At 64.8% G+C, this 17,384-nt stretch carries 14 protein-coding genes and 4 pseudogenes; 6 read left to right on the top strand and 12 right to left on the bottom strand.

The genetic code is table 11. The annotated features are described in order from the left end of the window. Nucleotides 1-644: 644 nt before the first annotated feature. The 4 genes from M5I08_RS26085 to M5I08_RS26070 form a co-directional block, all read right to left on the bottom strand. Nucleotides 645-1,202: a hypothetical protein gene (locus M5I08_RS26085; protein ID WP_219070602.1), complete on the bottom strand. Its 558-nt coding sequence runs from the start codon at nt 1,200-1,202 to the stop codon at nt 645-647. A 66-nt stretch (nt 1,203-1,268) separates the two neighbouring features. Further along, nucleotides 1,269-1,568 (bottom strand): hypothetical protein, encoded by a 300-nt coding sequence (locus tag M5I08_RS26080; protein ID WP_219070604.1) that lies wholly within the window; start codon nt 1,566-1,568, stop codon nt 1,269-1,271. Nucleotides 1,569-1,611: 43 nt separating this feature from the next. Next, nucleotides 1,612-2,448 (bottom strand): IS21-like element helper ATPase IstB, encoded by an 837-nt coding sequence (gene istB / locus M5I08_RS26075; protein WP_219070606.1) that lies wholly within the window; start codon nt 2,446-2,448, stop codon nt 1,612-1,614. Beyond that, complete coding sequence (locus M5I08_RS26070) at nt 2,445-3,815, bottom strand: Mu transposase domain-containing protein (RefSeq protein WP_219070608.1); 1,371 nt, start codon at nt 3,813-3,815, stop codon at nt 2,445-2,447. The genes istB and M5I08_RS26070 overlap by 4 nt, the downstream gene beginning before the upstream one ends. 89 nt (nt 3,816-3,904) lie before the next feature. On the opposite strand from M5I08_RS26070, the gene M5I08_RS26065 reads away from it, so the two are divergent. Further along, nucleotides 3,905-4,516 carry an IS66 family transposase gene (locus M5I08_RS26065; protein ID WP_219070610.1) on the top strand — a complete coding sequence of 204 codons (612 nt, stop codon included), beginning with the start codon at nt 3,905-3,907 and terminating at the stop codon, nt 4,514-4,516. 9 nt (nt 4,517-4,525) lie between these two features. Here M5I08_RS26065 and M5I08_RS26060 read toward each other — a convergent pair whose 3' ends face one another. After that, nucleotides 4,526-5,896 (bottom strand): PPE family protein, encoded by a 1,371-nt coding sequence (locus M5I08_RS26060; protein ID WP_440271485.1) that lies wholly within the window; start codon nt 5,894-5,896, stop codon nt 4,526-4,528. Nucleotides 5,897-5,901: 5 nt separating this feature from the next. Next, nucleotides 5,902-7,296, bottom strand: a complete 1,395-nt coding sequence (locus M5I08_RS26055; protein ID WP_219070614.1) for a PPE family protein — start codon at nt 7,294-7,296, stop codon at nt 5,902-5,904. An 865-nt stretch (nt 7,297-8,161) separates the two neighbouring features. On the opposite strand from M5I08_RS26055, the pseudogene M5I08_RS27410 reads away from it, so the two are divergent. Together M5I08_RS27410 and M5I08_RS26045 are read left to right on the top strand one after the other, a co-directional pair. Continuing rightward, nucleotides 8,162-8,473, top strand: a pseudogene (locus tag M5I08_RS27410) (transposase family protein); the annotation flags it as partial. Between the two features lie 3 nt (nt 8,474-8,476). Continuing rightward, a pseudogene (locus M5I08_RS26045) lies at nt 8,477-8,737 on the top strand (transposase); the annotation flags it as partial. Here the strand turns inward: M5I08_RS26045 and M5I08_RS27405 are convergent. Further along, nucleotides 8,679-9,002: pseudogene (locus tag M5I08_RS27405) on the bottom strand (IS1634 family transposase N-terminal domain-related protein); the annotation flags it as partial. The pseudogenes M5I08_RS26045 and M5I08_RS27405 sit on opposite strands and share 59 nt — an antisense overlap. A gap of 405 nt (nt 9,003-9,407) precedes the next feature. Here M5I08_RS27405 and M5I08_RS26035 point away from each other — a divergent pair. Both M5I08_RS26035 and M5I08_RS26030 read left to right on the top strand, forming a co-directional pair. Then, complete coding sequence (locus tag M5I08_RS26035; RefSeq protein WP_219069764.1) at nt 9,408-10,304, top strand: transposase; 897 nt, start codon at nt 9,408-9,410, stop codon at nt 10,302-10,304. Nucleotides 10,305-10,426: 122 nt separating this feature from the next. After that, nucleotides 10,427-10,687, top strand: a complete 261-nt coding sequence (locus tag M5I08_RS26030; RefSeq protein WP_219069790.1) for a hypothetical protein — start codon at nt 10,427-10,429, stop codon at nt 10,685-10,687. 383 nt (nt 10,688-11,070) lie between these two features. Here M5I08_RS26030 and M5I08_RS26025 read toward each other — a convergent pair whose 3' ends face one another. Genes M5I08_RS26025 through glnT form a run of 5 tightly spaced genes read right to left on the bottom strand, consistent with a single transcriptional unit; the run spans nt 11,071 to nt 16,565 of the window. Next, on the bottom strand, nt 11,071-12,261 hold the full coding sequence (locus tag M5I08_RS26025; protein ID WP_219069766.1) for an NAD(P)/FAD-dependent oxidoreductase: 1,191 nt from the start codon (nt 12,259-12,261) through the stop codon (nt 11,071-11,073). Next, complete coding sequence (locus M5I08_RS26020) at nt 12,258-13,565, bottom strand: FMN-binding glutamate synthase family protein (protein WP_249763534.1); 1,308 nt, start codon at nt 13,563-13,565, stop codon at nt 12,258-12,260. The genes M5I08_RS26025 and M5I08_RS26020 overlap by 4 nt, the downstream gene beginning before the upstream one ends. Before the next feature lie 50 nt (nt 13,566-13,615). After that, nucleotides 13,616-14,305, bottom strand: a complete 690-nt coding sequence (locus M5I08_RS26015; protein WP_219069770.1) for a GltB/FmdC/FwdC-like GXGXG domain-containing protein — start codon at nt 14,303-14,305, stop codon at nt 13,616-13,618. Continuing rightward, on the bottom strand, nt 14,293-15,189 hold the full coding sequence (locus M5I08_RS26010) for a class II glutamine amidotransferase domain-containing protein (RefSeq protein WP_219069772.1): 897 nt from the start codon (nt 15,187-15,189) through the stop codon (nt 14,293-14,295). The genes M5I08_RS26015 and M5I08_RS26010 overlap by 13 nt, the downstream gene beginning before the upstream one ends. A gap of 35 nt (nt 15,190-15,224) precedes the next feature. Beyond that, nucleotides 15,225-16,565, bottom strand: coding sequence for a type III glutamate--ammonia ligase (gene glnT, locus M5I08_RS26005; RefSeq protein ID WP_219069774.1), 1,341 nt, complete (start codon nt 16,563-16,565; stop codon nt 15,225-15,227). Between the two features lie 304 nt (nt 16,566-16,869). Between glnT and M5I08_RS26000 the strand changes: the two are divergent. Continuing rightward, nucleotides 16,870-17,364: pseudogene (locus tag M5I08_RS26000) on the top strand (tyrosine-type recombinase/integrase); the annotation flags it as partial. Between the last annotated feature and the right edge of the window lie 20 nt (nt 17,365-17,384).

The following is a 17,384-nucleotide window of genomic DNA, read 5'->3' as shown; positions in this document are numbered from 1 at the left end:
AGTCCTGTTGTCCGCCACCCGCTTTCGCGGTTGTCTTGTATTCATTTGCACCGCAATGTGTTTGGTGTTTGCGCCGCTGGCGCGGCGCTGTGGTTGGCTCTTTTATCCGTTGTGGCTGAATCGCTTTCGCGATTCCAATAAGTGACATGTTACGCCGCGCTCCGCTACGGCTGCAATTTGTAATACTCACGATTGCTGCTCTTATTCTTGTTGTCTACCAATTGCTTTCACTCACCATAGCATGTTTTATGTTACGCTGCACCTGCTTTCGCGGTTGCGCTACCGCCTCACGCGGCACTCCCGAATCGCCTTGCCTGCCACCCTACAACTCTCAATACTGCACCGATATACCGAATTATACTGCACCCCACTATGATTCCACACGTAACCGATTCCGGCGCTGCGCGCCGCCCCCGGCCTGCCGCCACACACGGCGGCGCCCGCAGGCCGGGGGCACGGTGCGGATATGATCGATCACCGCGTCGGCGATCTGGCCGCCCTCATCAGAACACCGCGATCCCCCAATCTGACCCACTGTCACCCCACCCCTGTAATGGACGGGGTGGGGTGACAGTGGTGACCTCGGCCAGCCGGGGGCCGGGCGCCCAAACGGCACCCCGACCCCCGGCAGCACAGCGGCTATCTCAACGCCGCACCGACTGCCAATAGTCGTCCGACAGCATCGCGCTGCGATTCCAGCACATACACGCCCCGGCGTCCTCCCAGCAGTCCTGGCACGACCGGCACGAGTCGCAGTACCCGTGCGCGGCGGCCAGGCCGTCGCCGCAGACCGCGCACACGTCACCGCATCCCACCCGTGCATCGGCCCGTGCCGATGATGCTCCGAGCCGCGACCAGTTCGGGTAATGGACGTAATCGTCGTTGCTGTGCCAAATCCCGGTCGCGGCGTCCCATTGACCGGCGTCCTCGTTGACGATGTAGACATGATTCCGGTAGCGCGGGTCCACCGTCAGGATGACCAGTTTGTTGCCGAGCCCGCACCACTGCGACAACGCTCGCCGCACCCCGGCCCGGTCCAGCCTGCGGTACTGGCGCGGCAAGATTTCCTCGGCGAACTTGCGGGTGTCTGACCGGTCGTCCCCGGCCACCGGATGCGCCCCCTTGGGCAAGATGCCGTTGTGCGCGACCACCGTTCGCGGTGATCCGCCCACCAGGAACGGGTGAACGTTGTCGACGCGCACACTGTGATGGCGCTCACTGAAACTCCCCAGGGGTGCTCGTTGAAATTCCCCACCTGCGGGCTGCGGTTACTGTAGCGGTTTTCGGCGATGGGCGCGCAGGTTGTGGGCGGTGAAGCTGACCTGGTCGATGAGCAGGTTGGCGTTGTAGGCGGTCCCGTCGGGGAGTTGGGGGCGGTCGCGTCCGGTGGCGTGCAGGTAGTCGGCCAGGCGGTTGGCGATGCCGTCGGCGTGGCGCAGGAACCCGTCGAGGATGGTGAGCAGCTCGGCGATGTCGCAGAGCTGTGCGGCGTTGATCGGTATAGCGGTTCGGTCGGGGCCGGGCTGGTGACTGGCATTCGGAATCTCTTGTGTGGGTTGGATATTCATTCTTATCTCTCCTCGGAGAGGGGTTTGGTGTTGGTGTTGGTCTTCATCGGCTGGTTGCGGTGGTTGCTCTGCGCAGGGTTTGCGCGGCGGCGTGATGGTCACGCAGCCGGTAGGACTCGCCGTCGAGGGTGAGCACCACGCAGCGGTGCAACACCCGATCCAACAGGGCGGCCGCGACGGTGGTATCGCCCAGGATTTCTCCCCACGACCCTACCGGCCTGTTGGTCGTGAACACGATCGAGGATTTCAAATATCGTTGCGAGACAACCTGAAACAACGCGGAGGCGGCCTCGTTGGGCAGCGGCAGATAGCCGAGTTCGTCGATGGCCAGCAAGCTCGGCCCGTTGTAGAAACGCATGGCGGCGGCCCAGCGTCCCTCGATCGCGGCGCGGTGACAGCGCGCGGCCAAATCGGCGGCGGCGGTGAAGTAGGTGCGGTAGCCGGCGTGTACGGCGGCGCGGGCCAGTCCCACTGCCAGGTGGGTCTTGCCTGTCCCGGGCGGGCCGACCAGCAAAATGTTGGTGGCTGATTCCAGGTAGCGGCAGGCGGCCAGCTCGTCGATGAGCTTGCGGTCCACCCCGGCGGCGGCATCAACGTCGAAGCCCTCCAAGGTGGCGGGGGTGGGCAGGCTGGCGAAGCGCAGCCGCCCGGCCAACCGGCGGGCGGTGTCGGCGTCGACCTCGATGGCCAGCAGCCGCTCCAGTGCCGCGGTGAGCGACAGCTGCTCGGCGGCGGCCTGATCGAGCACCGCGGGCAGAGCTTCGGCGGCGGCGTGCAGTTCCAGCGCGGCCAAATGCCCGCGTAGCCGCTGATAGCGGCTGGCGGCCTCGGCGCTGGCAGGCATCGTCAGTGAAGTGTTGACGTTGTCGGTGGCGGTCATTTCAGGGTGCTCCTTTGCTGTGCGGCCCGCTCGTAGACGGACAGATCGATGACAGTGGAAGTGGTTGTCGTGGTTGCTGATTCGGCGACATCGGTGACACCGCCGACGTCGATGCGTTTGCGGAGTTCGGCGGCGGCGGCAAGGGCGGCGGCTCCCGGTGGGATGCGTTCCTTACGCCGGTGCGGACGCCCGGTGTTGGCGGTGGCCATCGCCGCGGCATCCAACGCGATCACGTGCCCGCCATCACGCACCGTGGCGCCGAGCCCGTCGGCCAAGCGCCGATGCCGGGCCACAACGATCCCGCTGCTGGCGGCGATGTCGATGAACTCCCCACCCAGTGGATGGGTGACCGTGACCTGCGCCATGGCCAGCTCCGGGGGCACCGAGTAGCGGTTACCGCGGTAGGACACCAGCGCCTGGCGCGACGCGGTGCGCTGCTCGGCGATGATCACCGGATACGGTGTGACCGGCACCGCAGCCAGCGGCTCGCGCTCGGCGACCGCGGCGACCGTGGATTTACCATCAGGGGTCGCCCGCATCCGGGTGTCAGCACGTGTGCTGCAAAACCGGTCGAGGTCGGCTTGGACCTGCCCGGGTGTGACCTCATCGGCCATGGTGCGCCACCAACGTTGCGCCGCAGTGAGATTCGCTTTCTCCACCACGCCCTTGCGGTTGCCGCGCCGCGGCGGGCAGATGGCGACCGAGACCCCGTAGTGCTTGGCCACCCCGGCAAACGAGGCGGTGATCCGGCCCGTCGCGGGGTCGCACACCGTGGCCATCCGGTCAAACCGCCAGGTCCGGGTCACCCCGCCCAGGGCGCGCGTCACCAGGTCCAGGCCTTCCACCAGATGCGGCTGCTGGGTGCGCGGCGACAGCCAGCCGCGCCACTTGGCCGAATGCGCCAGCGACCCGACCAGCAAATGCGCGGTGCGACCCCACCCCCACGACTGCGGTGGATTCGGCAAATCAAGCCAGTCCCACTGTGTTTCATCACCCGGCTCATGCGCGATGATCGCGTTCGGCCGCTCCGTCGCGCCCCGGCAGACCGCGCAGTCTGGGCGCAGACCGAGGTCGCGGATATTGCGAGTCAGGCTCTGATACGACAGAGCGAACCCGAGCTCCTCCAACTCGTCGCACAGGGTGCGGGCCCACAAGTGCGGGTCCTCACCCAACCGGGCGGTCACATAATCGATGAACGGGCCGAACCCATCCGGTGACGGTCGCGCCCGCACCCCAGGCGTTCGCTCCCCGGACAAATAGCCCCGGATGGTCTTACGGTCCCGGCCAGCGTGACGGGCGATCGCCGAGATCGACCAACCACGTTTACGCAAAGCGTGTACTTCCACATCGTCTTCCCATGTGAGCATGAGAAAGCGGGCCTCCTTCGACAGGTGCTGCAGACTTCAGACACCAGCAGCATCGAGGGAGGCCCGCCCTCATCGGCGGAGCCACGCGGGTGGGGAATTTCGATGAGCGTCAGTGGGGAATTTCAGTGAGCGCGGTCAGCCCGCCCCATGACGCATGGGCGCCCTATGACACCTACACCGATGCCGCCCATCAGCTCTGTGGCTATGTCAACTTGAAGTGGCCCCACCGTGACGACGCGAATTGGCCCCACCTGAAGTCTTCGTGGAGCGGTTTGGCGGACGGGCGGCGACTGGTCACCGAAGCCCTCGCCGCCGGCGTCGACACCCTCGATGAGGATGCGCTGACCCAACAAGTGCATCGTTACCGCTGCAGCACCCAGACCGGACTCAGCCAGACCGCCACCCGCTCGGACAAGCTGATGAAGAAACACAACGCGCTCGCCCGCAGGCTCATCGACCGACAAGACGACTACCTGCGATTCACCACCGACTGGCGAATACCTCCGGACAACAACGGATCCGAACGCGACATCCGGATGATCAAAGTCCGCCAGAAAGTATCCGGCTGCCTACGCACCCTCACCGGCGCCAAACAGTTCTGCGCCGCCCGGAGCTACCTATCCACCGCCGCCAAAAACGGCCGGCCATCCTTCGACGCCCTCGTCATGCTCGCAGAGGGCCGACCCTGGCTGCCCGCATAACCTGACCAGTTACTGTAGGGCTTCCTTGATCAGCAGGGAGGCTGAGCGTTTGAGCAGATCGCGTTCCTTGGCCACCGTGGCAATGGCCTTGCGTAACTTTTCATGTTCACTTAATGGGCGCCCGGTCTCGGTGTATTCGTCGAAGCCCACCCAGCGTGCGCGCGTGCCTTCCTGACCGCCGTCTTTGTTAGCGGTCTGCGCGATCCCTTCCGCGCAGGAACGGGGCCGGTTATGGTTCTCGCCGCTTCGCGGTGCGTTAACCACACTGCCGATCGGACCCACCATGGGCGTGCCGCCTTGGAGGCCGCCCGGCAAAGCTGCCACTGGCGGCGTTGCGTCGAGAGCCGACAGGGGTAAACTGTTAGCGGCAAGCCGAATTTCCGGCGCGGCGCTACCCCACGATTGGGGCACCGAGAGCCCGCCGACGGACGCGGCCCGACCTAGACTGGCCGACGTATCGGCCCCCACAAGAGCCATCGGACCCGCACCGGAGCCGTACGAGCCTGCTAGCCCTGAGGTAGCCGTCGCCGAGCCTGTCAGCCCCCCGGTCAGCCCCCCGCCGAGATGCGCGGTAACCGTCGCTTGGATCATCATGATAAGCGGGATAAACGCCGAATCTGTCGCCGGGTCCACGATGAACCAGAGACCAGTTGCCATGTCGTTGATGTTCCCATCTAGGCCCGTAAGGGTACTAATAAGATCGGTCGAGGTCAGAGCTTCATAGCCCGTGACCCAGGGACTGTTTAAAGCGTTGATTAGCCAGCCAAATGGCCCGTTGGCTGACCCGAGGCTTTGGCCAGAGTTAGCCGCTGTCCCTAGGCTGGCTGCGGCGGCCTGGCTGGTCGACGCGGGCTCGTTGGTGGTCTGCGGCGCCGCGTTGAACGGGATCAATTGAGCTGCGGCCGTTGAGGCGGCGCTGTAGCCGTACATCACGCCGGCATCTTGGGCCCACATCTCCGCGTATTGCGCCTCATTCGCCATGATCGCGGCGGTGTTTTGGCCAAGAATGTTGGTGGCCACCAACGCTGCCAGCGTGGCCCGGTTAGCCGCCACCACCGCTGGCGGCACGGTCGCAGTGAACGCCTCCTCGTAGGCTGCCGCTGCCGAGCGGGCTTGGTTGGCCGTCTGTTCAGCCTGCGCGGCGGTAGCGCTCATCCACGCCGTGTAGGAAGCTGCCGCCGCGGCCATCGACATCGATGACGGGCCCAGCCACGATCCGCTCGTGAGCCCCGAGACCACCGACCGGTACGAACTCGCCGCCGAACTCAACTCCGAAGCCACCCCGTCCCAGGCCGAGGCGGCCGCCATCAGCGGTGCCGCACCGGCTCCTGCATACATCCGTCCGGAATTGATCTCCGGCGGCAACGCCGCAAAGTCCATCACAATCATGGCCGGATCGCCTCCTTGATCAGCCGGGCCGCCGCGTCACGTTCCATGACCAAGTCGGCCAACTCATCACGCAGCCGGTTGAGGTCGTCGCGGTCGTGGTCACTGATCGCGCATTCGACCTCAACGGCCCGCCAATCCGGTATTGGTTCACGACTACCGGTCGCCGCCGACACACCGCTCCCCTCACCAGGAAGGTGCGCAACGACCCTGCCCCTTGCGGATGACCGGGCGGATACGCCGGTGCGTGGCGCATTGACTACGCTTGCCATCGGCGGCACACCACCGAACCAGCCACCCGGGCCCGCCGCCGCGGCCGCCGGCCGCGCGTCCAGACCAGCCATCGGTAATGTTTTTGCAGCAAGCCGGATCTCGGGTGCCGCGCTACCCCACGCCTGCGGCACCGACAGCCCGCCGACGGACGCCGCGCGACCCAAACCCGCCGCCACCTCACCGCCACCCAGGCCCGCCGAGCTCACACCGGCGCCTAACGAACCCGCCAACACCGACGCGCCCCCTGGTGCCGCAGTCACCGACGATGCGGCTGCGGCCAGCCCCCCGGGGGCGGGTGCGACCAGCCCCCCGGCGGCTCCCATGTTCGGTAACGCCAGAGCATAAAGTGGTTGCATAAAAAACGAGAAACCAGAAGTATTTAACACGGGGCCGGCCGCAGCATCGATGTTAGACGAGTCCGCTTGGCCGAGTGCGTTTAGGGCGCTGCCCAACGGAGTGGCTTGGAATTCATTGAACAAGTCAGCCAACTCCTGTAACGGGTTGGTGCTTTGGGCGGCCACTTGGGAAAGTGCCGACTGGCTCGCCGCTGAGCTCGCCTGACTGACCGCCCCGGCCTGGCTGGCCGATCCCGACGGGTTAGTCGTCTGTGGCGGTGCGCTAAACGGGGCCAATTGGGTTGCGGCCGCTGAGGCGGCGCTATACTCATACATTGCGGCGGCATCCTGGGCCCACATCGCGCCATACTGGGCCTCGGTGGACGCGATCGCAGCGCCATTCTGGCCAAGTACGTTGGTGGCTACCAAGGACGCCAATAACGTCCGATTCGCGGTGATCAGCGGGGGAGGCACCGTAGCCGCAAACGCCGCCTGATAAGCCGCCGCGGCTGAGCGGGCGTGGTTCGCGGTTTGCTCAGCCTGCGCCGCGGTGGTGGTTATCCACTCCACATAAGGGGCCGCTGCTGCCGCCATCGCAGTCGACGACGGGCCCAACCACGATCCACTCGTAAGCCCAGAGACCACCGACTGATAGCTGGTCGCCGCCGAACTCAACTCCGACGCCACCTGATCCCAGACCGCGGCTGCCGTAATGAGCGGCTCCGAACCCGCCCCCCCATACATCCGCCCCGAATTAACCTCCGGCGGCAACGCCGCAAAATCCAACACTGTTACCTCCTTAGTTGACCACTCAAATCACAGCGGCTGTGCCTTCGCTGCAAGCGGGCTTACCGTTCTGGCGCCCGTTGACAGAAGTGGGATGGGTCGGGTTGCGGGCGAGGATGACCCGTCGCACAGCGCTCGCTAACCTCTCGGCCGGGGAAAGATCGCCGGCAACAGGATGCGGCTGGTTTTGTCGAGCTGAGCCAGCCGCGCAACTCTGATGGCCCGCGGACGGTCTTCGCGGTGGTCATGTCTTTTGGCCCCTGCGGGTTGGTCGGGTGAGCGGCCGGCTAGCGCGTCACACTCACGTAGTGAAATCTGGTCTATCGGTATGAAACGTTAGGCGTGTTGCCGAATTGTGTCGTCGGTGTTGAAAACGGGGAACATCGCGATGCGTGCGCAAACGGGCGACAGGACAAAGTTACGATGTCTAACTACCGTGGTAGCAAGGCTCTTTCACATCTGGGCGCGTGGATGTGCGCAACGGTACGACGTCCATGAAACTCGCAGCAGTCCGGTTGGCGCGCCGACATGGCGGGTGCTGCCCGGTGGGTGAGTCATAGTGGTACCAGCCGACTGACAGTAACCAATATCGGCCGGAAATGCTTTGCATCTTGGGCAGAGATCACGATCGCACGGCGCTTGGGGCCCGGCAACGGCGGAACTTCCGAATCGCGCCCGATTGCTACGCTCGTAGCCGCGAGCTATCCGCTTTACGAGTTGGAGGCAGGGTTTCGGCGTTGTTGACTTCCGGCTCTGTGACCTGCGGTGACGGACTTGGATAGTTCGGCGTTTCGCTGCGAGGCAGACACGGGCTTCTCGAGGACGATTAAGTTTCCTGTGCTCGATCGTCCGGTTGGAGTCGCCCGTGCCTGCCCGTTCAGCGTCACCCGAGCCGTCCGTCGCGGAGGCGCTGGATCGCTGGCGCTCCGGGGAGCGTGTCGACGTGGTGAGTTCGACGTTCCTCGACGTGTTGGCGTCGGCGCCGGACCCGCGCGATCGGCGTGGATGCCGCTACTCGCTGATGGCGTTGCTGGCGATCGCGATCCTGGCGACGGCGGCCGGAATGCGCGGGTACGCGGGATTCGCCACGTGGTCGCGGACTGCTCCAGCAGACGTGACGGCGCAGTTGGGGATTCGGTTCCACTGCCCGAGCGAGAAGACGTTCCGTTCGGTTGTCCGCGGGCACCCACTGATCGACACTCCGCTGTGTCTGCCGAAGTCCTGGACGGAAGATCTGTCCCGGCGGGTGTGTGCTGGGGTTCCTGACGATGTCGAGTTCGCCACCAAACCCGTGTTGGCGCAACGCATGATCGCCGATGCGTTGGATGCGGGCGTGCCGGCGTCGTGGGTCGCCGGTGATGAGGTGTACGGCGCGGACACTGCGCTGCGCAGGGCCTGCCAGCGCCGATGCCCAGCCGCTCCCAGAGTTGGCCGAGCAGCCATGCGCCGCCGAAGCGGCGCGAGTCCAGGATCTCGATCTCGCCGGTGTGCGCGGCTTCGATCGCCTGCCGCGGGTCGAGGAACCGCGAGATCGAGGCGACCAGCCGGGCCAGCGCGTCGCGGTCCACGGCATCGGCGCGGCCGAAGTTGTGGATCACCTTCGCCGAGGGCACCCCGGTGACCGGGTGGCGTTCGCTGTGCGCCAGCTGCAGATACGACACCGTCGACCCGTCGCGGTTGCGTCGCTTCGTCTCCCGCAGGTACATCCCTACACCGTTAGCACATATTCGCTGGTGACGTCCAGCGACACGCCCGAACTCGTGTGCCTACACGAATTCGGCGTTTGGGTGACTGTGCAAGCCTCCTACCAGCACAATCGCCCCGCGCTACCCCGAAATATGCCTACGAACTGCGGAAGTCGGGACTGTCGGCCGGTCCCGGCAGCAAGGGGCCCCGCCGGTACTCGTGGCTGCTGATCGACATCGCCTCAACCCTGCCCGGCTGTGAATAGATTATGGTGCGCCGCCATGATTCCACCGGGGAACTCGCCTACTACCGGTGGCTCTTCTGCCATAGTCGTGGGTCTGTGACCTGGGGTTTTGGGGCGCAACGCCGTGTCCTGCTTACGTTTTGGACTGCAATCGGGTTCAAGACGGAAGGGGTGTACGGCGTTGCGCAAATCCAGGGTATTCGCGACAGTCCTCAGCGGCCAGGACATGGTCATTGACGACGTCATGATCGAGACTGAGACCTTGCGCGGCAAACGGCCGGTGACCAGTGAGGTGCTGGTGTTTGCGGTGCGGCCCAAAGCAAACCAGGCCAGCCGGTGCTCGCGGTGCCGGAAACGCTGCCCCGGCTATGACGGCGGGGACGGGATCAGACGCTGGCGCAGCCTGGATCTGGGGACGACGAAGGCCTATCTGCAGGCCGCAGCGCCGCGGGCGGCGCGCCCAGAGCATGGAGTGGTGGTGATGCACGTGCCGTGGGCGCGGCCCGGCGCCCGCCACACCTGGGCGTTTGAGGACACAGCCGCGTGGCTGAGCGCGCACGCCGCCATCAGTGTGGTCGCGGTGTTTTTGCGGGTGGCCTGGCGCACCATCGCCGCGATCGTCGCTCGGGTGGTCGCCGATGGACGCGACACCAACGACCTGCTCGCCGGGCTGACCCGCATCGGCGTCGACGAGATCGCTTACCGTAAGGGACATCGCTACTTGACGTGCGTGATTGACCATACGACCGGGAGGCTGGTGTGGGCAGCCGAAGGCCGAAACCAAGACACCCTGGGCCGGTTCTTCGACCAGCTCGGCGCCCAACGTTGCGCAGCGTTGACCCACGTCAGCTGTGATGGGGCCGAGTGGATTCACGCCGCGCTGCGAGCACGCGCACCGCAGGCGCTGATCTGCCTGGATCCGTTTCACGTCGTGGCCTGGGCGCTCAACTCAAAGCCCTCGACAAGGTCCGCGTCCGCACCACCGCGGCTGCCGGGACCCGGGATCGCCACGCCGTGTGGGCGGTCCGCAAGAATCCTGCCGATCTGTCCGGCGAGCAGCGCACCAGTCTGGCTTTGAACCCGGCGGAGAACCGACGACGTTCCATACTTGCGACTCCAATTCGGCTCGGCCTCAACAATAGTCAAGACGGTGTCCGAAAGTCGCCGGGCGGGTCAACCTGGACCTCCTGGCGACGCTGGGTGATCCTGTCCATGCTCGCCATGGCCTTCCTGGCCGTCACCTGCGCCAACGAACGCGACAACACACCCACCCCACAAGGTCTGATCCCGTTCACCCTCAACGAGATTCGACGTCTCTTCGACAAGCTCATCCTCGCCCGAACCGCCACCACAGACGCCATCTGGGCATGGTCACTCTGGCGACGAAAACACCAAGCCACCGCCCGCGCCTGCACTATCAACGCAGGTCAGAGCATCAATGAACCCAATCTACAACTGTAGCACTGAGCGCGGGCGACGACGCCGTTCACGTGTTTGTACGGTCAAGTATTCGTATTTCCGAAGATTTAGGGATCTACTGACGTTTCCGTGGGTGGCTTTCGAGGCCCGGACAGGCTTGTTCTCTGGGCCGCGCCAGTGGCCAGGGCAGGTCTGTGACCTGCCCTTTCGCCTGCCGGGAGGGCGCATAGAGGCTCGCGGGTCAAGGGTGGCCAAAGGCCATCGCGAAGCGACGCGCAGCGCCCTTGACGCGTGAGGGGTGCGTCCGTAGCAGGCGCGGCCCAGATCCGCGTTCACCCAACCGAACCCGTGACCAGCGCTCCGTCGGGCACCCACGGAAACAGCAGAAGAGCCAGATTTAGGGGGTGGCGGGAATTGCGGTGGGGTCATCGCATCTCTCCGGCACCCACGTACGGGAAACGGGTTTTTAGCGGCTTATTTTCAGCAAAGCGTGACAGCCGGAAATCGGTTTCTGGGGTACGCGGGTCGTTGGCGCGCCCGTCGATGATGAGATCTGAGACCAGTCTTCCCACCGCTGGGGCGATTTTAAATCCGTGCCCACTGAAACCGGCGGCAATGATCAGCCCGTCAATATCGCAGAGTGAGATCACTGGATTCCAATCAGGGGTCACGTCATAGCAGCCGGCGTAACTACCGCTGACCGACGCAGCGCCCAGACCGGGGAAACGGGTACCGATCTTGGTGACGGCCAGATCGAGAAAAGCTTCGTCCGCACGGTTGAGATACCGGTCCGGGTCGGCGATGTCGAGTTCGGCGTGATCGGAGTTGCCGAAGAGGATGTCGCCGTCAGGCTCTGGGCGGATGTACTGCAACGAGACCAAGTCGGAGAACACCGGTGCCGCTTCGAGTGCGATCCCCGGCGCGACCAGGACGATCTGCGCGCGGTGCACGGCGATCGGGACCGTGATGCCGTACTGCGCCAGGAAAGGCGACGTCCATGCGCCGGCGGCCACCACGACAACGTCGGCGTGGATCTCGGTGCCGTCGGCCAACGCCACACCCGAGACGCCATCACCGGCCAGTAGCAGTCGGGCCGCCGTGGCGCCTTGTCGTAGGCGTATCCCGACGGCGCGGGCGGCCACCATCATCGCCTGGGCGGTTTGGTAGGCGTCGCCGTAGCCGCCGCGGGCCTCCCAGCCGAATGCGCCGAACGGTCCAAGATCGGCGCATGGCCAGAGTTTGGCGACTTCGGACTTGTCGATCTCCTCGGTTTGGACGCCGACCTCACGCTGGGCGGCAAGGCTTTTGCGCAAGTTATCCGCGTTCTCCTCGCCGACGCCGACCACATAGCCGATCTGCCGGAATCCGATATCGTGGCCGAAGATTTCGTGGGCCTTCTCAAACACCTCGAGACTGATGGCCGCCATGGCCGCCAACGAGCTGACCCCATAGTGACAGCGCACGATGCCGCTGGATTTTCCGGTCATGCCCGAACCGACGGTGTTGCGTTCGACGACAACGACGTCGCCGATGCCCCGTTGGCTCAACGACCAGGCTACCGCGGCGCCTTCGATACCGCCGCCGACGATGACTACTTCCGCCGTCTCGATGCTCATAGGTCGATGCTGCTTCCGGGAATCCAATCGGTGCCCGCCAGCGGCACTCGGGCCATAGCGGCCGCTTCGATGGTGACCGCCACCAAATCTTCGGGCTCGAGGTGGCAGACGTGCGCCTTCCCACATGCCCGCGCAATAGTCTGAGCCTCCATGGTCAGCACGCGCAAATAATTGGCCAATCGCCGACCACCCTCGACTGGGTCCAACCGCGCGGCCAATTCGGGGTTCTGTGTAGTGATGCCCGCTGGGTCGCGACCGTCTTGGAAGTCGTCGTAGAAACCGGCCGCACTACCTAGTTTCTCGTACTCAGCAGCATAGCGAGGGTGATTGTCTCCCAGTGCGATCAGCGCAGCCGTGCCGATTGCGACGGCGTCGGCGCCCAGCGCAAGCGCCTTGGCCACGTCGGCGCCGTTGCGTACACCGCCGGAGACGATCAGGTTGACCTTACGGTGCACCCCGAGTTCCTGCAGCGCCTGCACGGCTTGCGGGATGGCGGCCAGGGTGGGGATTCCCACGTGCTCGATGAACACCTCCTGCGTGGCTGCGGTGCCGCCTTGCATACCGTCGACCACCACGACGTCGGCGCCGGCATGAACGGCCAGTTTCACGTCGTAGTAGGTGCGAGTTGCGCCGACTTTGACGTAAATAGGCTTTCCCCAGTCGGTGATTTCGCGCAGCTCATTGATCTTAATGGTGAGGTCGTCGGGGCCGGTCCAGTCTGGATGCCGGCAGGCGCTACGTTGGTCGATGCCGGCTGGCAGCGTGCGCATTGCGGCGACGCGGTCGGAGATTTTTTGACCCAACAGCATTCCGCCGCCGCCTGGTTTGGCACCCTGCCCCAGCACCACCTCGATGGCGTCGGCCTTGCGGACGTCGTCGGGATTCATCCCGTATCGCGACGGAAGGTATTGGTATACAAGCTGTTTGCTGTGTCCTCGTTCCTCCGGCGTCATGCCGCCGTCGCCGGTAGTGGTCGACGTACCAACTTCGCTGGCACCGCGGCCGAGGGCCTCTTTCGCCTGCGCGGATAGCGCACCGAAGCTCATACCGGCGATAGTGACCGGAATGGCTAGGTGAAGAGGCCGGGCGTGCCGGCCCCCCAGCGCCACATCGGTTCCGCAGCGCTCGCGATAGCCCTCCAGTGGATAGCGCGACATCGACGCGGAAAGGAATAGGAGGTCATCGAAGTGTGGAAGCGGCCGCTTGGCGCCCCCGCCGCGGATATCGTAAATCCCGGTCTCGGCCGCGCGCTGAATTGCCGCGATGGCGGTGCGGTCGAAGGTGGCGGATTCACGCAGTCCCATCCGAGCACGAGAATCGCTGCTGCTAGTGGTTGCGGGCCGGGATGTGGTCATCAGTAGACACTCGCATTGTCGACGTGGAAGTGATACAGGGAACGAACGGAGCCGTAGCGCGTGTAATCGGCGGTGTGGTCCTCGTCGAATCCGGCGACCTTGAGCAGGTGTGCCAACTCGGCATGGTGCTCGTCGTTCATCTGCTTGGCCACACAGTCGGCGCCTAGCGATGCGATGTCGCCGCGCACATAGATCCGGGCCTCATAGAGGGAATCACCGAGTGCCTCGCCGGCATCGCCGCGCACCACCAGCCGTCCGGCTTGGGCCATGAAGGCGCTCATGTGACCGACGTCGCCGCCCACCACGATGTCGACGCCTTTCATCGAAATGCCGCATCGCGCTGCGGCATTGCCCTCGATCACCAGCAGACCGCCATGGGCGGTGGCGCCGGCCGACTGGGAGGCATCGCCGTTGACCCAGACGGTGCCGCTCATCATGTTCTCGGCAACGCCGGTGCCGGCGTTGCCGACGATGGAGACCTCGGCCCGCTGGTTCATGCCCGCCGCATAATAGCCGACGTGCCCCTCGATGGTCACTTTCACCGGAGCATCGAGACCGACCGCGATGTTGTGCACACCGGCCGGGTTATGGATCACGAACTCGCCGAACATGTTCGGCGCATGCAGCGCCGCGTTCACCTGGCGCAGTGGAGTCTCGCGTAGATCGAAATGCGTGATCATCTGGTCCATGCGTACACCACCTCGGGTTGGGGTTCCCAGACTCGAGCGCACTCGACATTGGGCAAGTCGGCGAGCGCGCGATATTCACTGGCCATCGCGACCCAGTCGTCGGTTTCGGCGATCACCGCAGGCTTGCAAGCGATGGCGTCGCGTACTACCGCGAAAGAATCACGATTGGACACCAGCAGCGTGTAGAAACCGTCGAAAGCCGCGCATAGCGCCTTGAGCGCAGTCTCGATGTCCAGGCCGTCGGCGAGCTGTTTGGCGACATAACGCGCGCCCACCTCGCTATCGTTCTCGGAATCGAATTGCACACCGGTCCTCTGTAATTCCCGGCGCACGGTGGCGTGATTGGAAAACGACCCGTTGTGCACCAGGCACTGTTCGGGCCCTACGGCATAGGGGTGGCAACCCGAGGGGTTCACCGCCGATTCGGTGGCCATGCGGGTGTGGCCCACGCCCTGCCAACCCGACGCGGCGGCCAATCCCCAGCGCTGAACCAGTTCCCGCGCTTGCCCAACTCCCTTGAGCACGGTGAGATCTTGACCGAAACCGGCGACTACCGCGTCTGGGAACACGGCGTGGGCGGCATCGAGCACCGCGAGCGAACAGGCGGCGCTGCGTAACACCAGTGTGTCATCGACGAAGATGGCGTCGGCGGGCTGCCCGAGTTCGGTGCCGACGGCAGCCGCAGCGGTCTGCGCACTTCCGGTGATGCCGATGAGGCTCACACAGCCCTGTCCGCTCGGTGACCAAACTGCGTTGCCGTAAACGGCCACCCCGGCAGAATCGGCGCCACGGTCCTGCATCTCGCTCAACATCGCACTGAGCAAGGAGCCTAGCCGTGGGTAGAGATCGGGGTTGCGCAGGTGTAACCCGATGATTCCGCACATCGTTGTGGATCCCTTCGTCCTTTGAAAACCGGCTGCTAGAAAGCGGTCAGGTAGGTGTCGATCTCCCAAGGGCTGACGGCGGAGTGCCAGGCGAAGAACTCCTCGCGCTTGAGTGCGGCGTAGTAGTCCGAAACCCGTGCGCCTTCGGCCCAGTCGCCTGGGGGCAGTGCCGCGTCGAGGACGCCGGTCATCACTGCGTCGGACTCGAGATGCTCGACGGCGTGCAGCAAGGTCAGCGGCAAGGCTGGCCGCGCGGCGTCGAGCGCAGCGATCATGCCTGGGTCGGTGTTGCGTTTGATGCCATCCATGCCGGCGCCCAGGGCTGCCGCGATGGCCAGGTAGGGATTCGCCGATCCGTCTCCCCCTCGCAGTTCGATGCGCTGGTTATCGGGCACCCGGACATAGTGGGTCCGGTCATTGCCGCCGTAGGTTGGCGCGCGCGGTGCCCAGGACGCCCCCGAGGCCGTTGACACCGTCCCGGTTCTCTTGTAGGAGTTGACAGTTGGGGCGATCAGCGCCTGCAGTCCCGCAGCGTGATCGAGGATGCCGCCCACGAACCCGTACGCGGCTTCTGACAGTCCGAGCCCGCGCTCGTCTTCAACGCCGGGGAACACCGCCGATCCCGCGCTGGTCAAAGACAGATGCAGGTGCAGACCATTGCCGGTGCGGTCGGCGAACGGTTTGGGCATGAATGTGGCGATCATGGCGCGTTCGGCGGCCAGCACTGACACTAGATAGCGCAACGTGACGACGCGGTCGGCGGTGGTCAGGGCGTCGGCGAACTTGAAATTCTGCTCGAACTGCCCGTTGCCGTCCTCGTGGTCGTTGGCGTAGTTGCCCCAGCCGAGGGAGTTCATCGCGTCGCTGATCGAGGTCAGGTGGTCATACATGCGCGTTACGGCGCGCGCGTCGTAACAGGGCTGTGCGGCGGTGTCGGCGGTGTCGGCTGTGGTCAAAGTCCCGTCAGGTTTTTTCTTGAGCAGGAAGTACTCGACCTCGGCGCCGACCCACGCTTCGAATCCAGCGTCGCTGACCTGTTGCAGGACGGCCTTGAGAATATTGCGCGGCGCAAATGGCCACTGGCGACCCAGCACGTGGGGGTCGCAGTGCACGATCGCAAGCCCAGGTTTGACGAACGGAATCGGGGTGAACGACGCCGGGTCGGGAATGGCGACCAAGTCGGGGTCTTTCGGCGTTTGGCCAATCGCGCCGACGGCATATCCGGCGAATCCCATCCCGTCGGCGCTGAGTTCGTCAACCGCCGCCACGGGAACTAGCTTGGCGCACGGCTTTCCGTTGAGGTCGACGAACAGCGCCAACACGAACGCGGTGTTTGTGTCCTGACACAGCGCTGCGAGGTCATGGGTGACAGTCATGGCGGTTCCTCCCTCGATGTTTACTCACAGTGATCATAGTACCGTTGTAGTGGCCATACCAATCGGCGACTTGACTCACGAAAAGTGCCCGCGAAACACCCTCGGTGCCTCACATAAGAATGCCCGCGAAACGGTGACCGTCGTTAGGCATGGAATGTGGGTTGTCGATGACGTCTCGTGCCGAGATCACCACCAGGTACGCCAAGGCGTATGTGAAGGCCTCGAAGAAGAACAGGGGGCAGATTCTGGACCAGATCGTTGAGGTGACGGGCTGGTCGCGCGACAACGCCCGCCGCAGGCTCGGGAGATTTCGGATGTGCATTTCGATCGTGGACCGTTCGGCAAGTTGCATGTGCGGTTCGGTAAGGCCGCGCTCACGTCCGGTCCCCGGCCGCGGTGGGTGCCGATGCTGGACGGGCTGGACGTGCTGTTGCGCTGGTTTCTGGCCGATGTGCGGCCGAAGTTTCCGGAGTCGCCGGTGCTGTTCGCCGACGAGTCCGGCGGCGCGTTGCATCGTGGCACGATCCGCAATCGGTTGCGGTATCTGATGGAGTTGGAGGGGCGGCCGGCGACAGAGCGGTTCAGCCCGCACGCGCTGCGCCGGGCCTGCGCCACCCACAACTACGAGCGTGGCGTGGATCTGGTTGCGATTCAACAGCTTTTAGGGCATTGGACGGTGAGCTCGACCATGCGGTATGTGAACCCTCGGGAATTGCATCAGACGGGAGCGTTTTCCCAGGTCGCCTGCTCAGTCGGTTGGGGCAATGGTGCTGGCGCGGTGAGCCGACACGCCGGGTGACGTGCGGTGCTTCCCTCGTG

This window comes from Candidatus Mycobacterium methanotrophicum, assembly GCF_023515995.1.
Lineage (GTDB): Bacteria > Actinomycetota > Actinomycetes > Mycobacteriales > Mycobacteriaceae > Mycobacterium > Mycobacterium methanotrophicum.
Note: the sequence above shows the minus strand (reverse complement) of the source record. Positions and strands in the feature narration are given on the sequence as shown.